General features: G+C 64.7%; 3 protein-coding genes. All 3 read right to left on the bottom strand.

What is annotated here, in order from left to right; genetic code table 11:
• Positions 1-18 precede the first annotated feature (18 nt).
• The gene (tcuB, locus tag ABD906_RS09940) at positions 19-1,200 is read right to left on the bottom strand and encodes a tricarballylate utilization 4Fe-4S protein TcuB (RefSeq protein ID WP_345099266.1); all 1,182 of its coding nucleotides are present in this window, start codon (positions 1,198-1,200) and stop codon (positions 19-21) included.
• Between the two features lie 15 nt (positions 1,201-1,215).
• Entirely contained in the window at positions 1,216-2,610 is a 1,395-nt protein-coding gene (gene tcuA / locus ABD906_RS09935; RefSeq protein ID WP_345099265.1) for an FAD-dependent tricarballylate dehydrogenase TcuA, read from the bottom strand.
• A 241-nt stretch (positions 2,611-2,851) separates the two neighbouring features.
• A partial coding sequence (locus ABD906_RS09930; protein ID WP_345099264.1) for a LysR family transcriptional regulator occupies positions 2,852-3,780 on the bottom strand: 929 nt, incomplete at its 5' end.

Here is a 3,780-nt window from a genome sequence, read left to right as displayed (position 1 = left end):
GGGGCGGCGCCACGTCTGTCAGTCGGATCCTGCCTGGATCGGGTTCGGCATCCGCTTCTCGATCGCGTGCTTCAGGAGCGCAGCGGTGCGGTAGAAGCCATGGGCGAACTTGCCGTAGGGGATCGTGAGGAAGAAGCCCATCACGAACCCTAGGTGAAGGGCGAGCAGAAACGGCATTGCGACCGTCTCGCGCAGCGCCAGCAGGGCAAGACCCGTGAGGCTGATGAAGAAGAGCAGCGCGATGAAACCCCGGTCCATGGATTTCTGCCGCTCGTCGATCTGAAGGTCGTTGCGGCGCAGGTTCATCCAGAACAGCCCGGCCGGCCCCGCGATCAGTCCAAGGCCGCCCAGGGTGCCGAGCACGACCGGCAGACTGAACAGCGGATACGGCGCCTCGAGGCCCCACACATAATGATAGAGCGTCGCCACCGAGGTCGATGCGAAGCAAAGCATGAAGCCGTAGAAGGTCAGGTGATGGAAGCGCCGGCGCCACAGGGTGAAGGCGTCGTCCTCGTTGTTGCAGCCATCGCCATGGCCGCCGTCCAGATATTTGAGCGTCAGCACAGATGTCGTCGCCTCGCCGATCGCCGCCGGATTGGCAAGCGATTCATCCGGGGCGGACACCTGTCGCCAGAAGCGGACGAGACCGACACAAAGCGCGATCAGCGCCCAGGCAGCCGTGGCGCCGAACAGAAGCGCCAGCGTATTGTGCGGGAACACGGCATAGAAGTCAGCGCCGAGGCCCGGAATGAACAACCGGCCCTGGGTCGCGATACCAGCAATGAGGAAGAGCGCTATTCCGAAGCTCACCGCCATTGCGACCGCCAGGCCGTTGCGGCGGTAGAGCTCGCCAAAGGCTCTCGGGAACGCATATTCGATATACGTGTCGCGGCGGACGCGGGCCAGCGCCTTGGGCAGGTTCACGCCGAACTCGTGCGGCGGAGCGTACTGGCAGGCATAGAGGCAGGCCGAGCAGTTGTGGCACAGGTTCGCCAGATAGTGCGCGTCCGCCAGGTTGAAATCCAGCCTGCGGGTCATGGCCGAGAATACCGCGCAATAGCTTTCGCAATACCGGCAGGCGTTGCAGATGTGCAGGATGCGATCCACCTCGGCAACATTGGCGTCGGCTTCCGGAGCGCCCGCCTCCGGGATCGGAGTGCTCCGGGCAACGATCGGAGCCGCGTTTTCATAAGCAGTCATGGATGGCACCCCCGATTAGGAATTCTTGAGAGCGACGGCAGCAGCGCCCGATCCGGCAATCCGGCCGAACGTGGTGCCGATCGACATGCCGACACCGGCCGTATAGCCCTTGCCGAGCACGTTTCCCGCCATCATCTCGCCCGCCACAAACAGGTTCGGGCTCGGGCGGTCGCCGAAGCGCACGGCGGCCGTGCGGTCGGTCTTTAGCGACAGGTAGGTGAAGGTAATGCCCGGCCGCACCGCGTAGGCATAGAACGGCGGCTTGTCGATCGGCCGCGCCCAGTGGGTCTTGGGCGGCGCAAGACCTTCCGTGCGGCAGTCGTCCTGGATCGTGTGGTCGAACGTCCCAGGCTGGCAGGCCGCGTTGTAGGCGTTGAGCGTCCGCATGAACATGTCCACCGGCACGCCGATCTTCTCGGCGAGCTCCGGTAGCGTGTTCGCCACGATTCCAGGGAACACCGGCGGCATGAAGCGGCCGATCACCTTCTGATCAATGATGGAATAGGCAATCTGCCCGGGCTGCCCTGCAACCAGCAGACCCCAGATGGCGTAGCGCTTGGGCCAGAAGTCCTCGCCCTCGTCGTAGAAGCGCTCGCCATTGCGATTCACCACCACGCCGAGCGGCACGCAGTCGATGCGGGTACAGATGCCGCCGTCATAGAGAGGCGCACGCGCGTCGATGGCCACGCAGTGGCCCTGCGACGGGTCGCCGATGATGTCCGCGCCCTGGTCCATCATGAACTTGAGCAGCACACCCTGGTTGAAGCGGGTGCCTCGGATCAGGAAGTTCTCGGCCGGCCACTCGCCCCTCTCGTTCTGCCCCCAGGCCTCGCGAAGCCATTCGCGGTTGGACTCGAAGCCCCCGGCGGCCAGCACCGCCGACCTGGCCTCTATGCGCTCGCCAGACACGGTGATGGCCGCGACGAAGCGGTCGCCGTCGAGAACCAGTTCCTTCACCGGGGTCTCGTAGCGCACTTTGACGCCGAGCCGCTCCGCGCTGCGATAGTAGGCATTCACCAGTGCCTTGCCGCCGCCCATGAAGAACGCATTGGTGCGCGCGACGTGCAGCGTACCCGCCATGGCCGGCTGGAACCGCACGCCATGCTTGCGCATCCAGTCGCGGCAGGTGGCGGTCGTCCGGATGACGAGGCGCGCCAGTTCCTCATTGGTCCTGCCGCCCGTGACCTTCAGCAAGTCCTGCCAGAACTCCTCTTCCGGATAGGCGTCCACCAGCACATCCTGCGGACCGTCGTGCATGCAGCGCAGGTTTCTGGTGTGCTGCGAATTTCCGCCACGCCACTCCCTGGGGGCTGCCTCGAGCATCAGAACGGAAGCGCCGGCCTCCCTTGCCGTAAGGGCAGCGCAGAGTGCCGCGTTGCCTCCGCCGATGACCAGCACATCGATCGACATGTGAACTCCCTGAAGACGTGTCTTTCCCTCACCTCTAGGGAAATCCGGCAGGTCCGACCATCGTCGGCTCGTGAACACCTCTTCAGATTTCGTGAAGACTTAATTCCCCTCGCGCCTCCTCAGACGGCGGCTTCATTGGATTCGCATCGCTTTCGGGCTTGGCAAGTAACGGGGGATCTTCCCGTGCGCTATTCGCGAGGCGGCAGCGGCCTTCCGCCATCTGAGCCGCGTATGAAGCGGGCTATTCGCTTTCGTGAAGCTTCGCGCCAAGCCAGCGGCCGTCCCTGACCAGTTTCGCCACCACCTTGCGAAGCTGTGCCCTGAGAACCAGGGTCGCCGGTGACAGCTCATGGTCGGGCAGGCTCACCAGCAGGTTGCTGCGGCGGACTTCTTCCATAGCAATGGGGATGACCGCGAGCTTCCTCGTCGCGTCGCGCGTGAGTGCGGCGCCGGGCTGGATCGTGGCGCCGAGACCTGCCGAAACGACATCCATGATGACCGCAAGCGAGTCGATCTCCATCTGGACGTTCGGGCTGGACCCGGCATTGGCAAACGCACGGTCCAGACTGTCCCGCAATCCATGCCCCTTGCTGGGCTGGATAAGCGGCAGCGCGACCACCTGTTCGAGTGACAGCTGCTCGGTGCCGGGCTCGATGCCTGCTTGCTGCAACACCTCGCTGCGTCCGATCAGGAACAGGGTTTCATCCAGGAGAGGCATCACGTCGCGGATGGGAAAGCCCGTCTCCGGGTTGAACAGGATCGCAAGATCGATCTGGCGGGACTTGAGCATGGCAGACAGGTGCCCGGACATGCCCTCTACCAGCTGCAGGCGGATATGCGGGTAACGCCGTTTCATCGCCTGTATGAGCGGCAGCGCCAGCACCGAGGACGTCGTCGGCGCGAGGCCGAGCGAGACGAGGCCCGACAGCCGCGCGCCTTGCGCCGCCTGCACCGCGGAATCAAGATGCCTCAGCGCGAGCGTCGCATGCTGGCAGAAAAGCGCCCCCGCCTCCGTGGGCGTCACGCCGGACGCGCTGCGCACCAGGATGCGTGTGGACAGCTCGCTTTCGAGCCGGCTGATCTGCTGGCTGAGTGCGGACGTGGCCACGCCGAGCTGTGCGGCGGCCTTGCCGAGGCTTCCGCACTCCACCGCTGCCAGCAGATATTTCA

Origin of the sequence: Chelativorans composti (genome assembly GCF_039541695.1) — a bacterium.
In the GTDB taxonomy this organism is placed as follows: Bacteria; Pseudomonadota; Alphaproteobacteria; order Rhizobiales; family Rhizobiaceae; genus Chelativorans; species Chelativorans composti.
Note: the sequence above shows the minus strand (reverse complement) of the source record. Positions and strands in the feature narration are given on the sequence as shown.

Coding starts and splice junctions, on each gene's coding strand:
- tcuB (WP_345099266.1), bottom strand. CDS start 1,200: ATGACTGCTTATGAAAACGCGGCTCCGATCGTTGCCCGGAGCACTCCG.
- tcuA (WP_345099265.1), bottom strand. CDS start 2,610: ATGTCGATCGATGTGCTGGTCATCGGCGGAGGCAACGCGGCACTCTGC.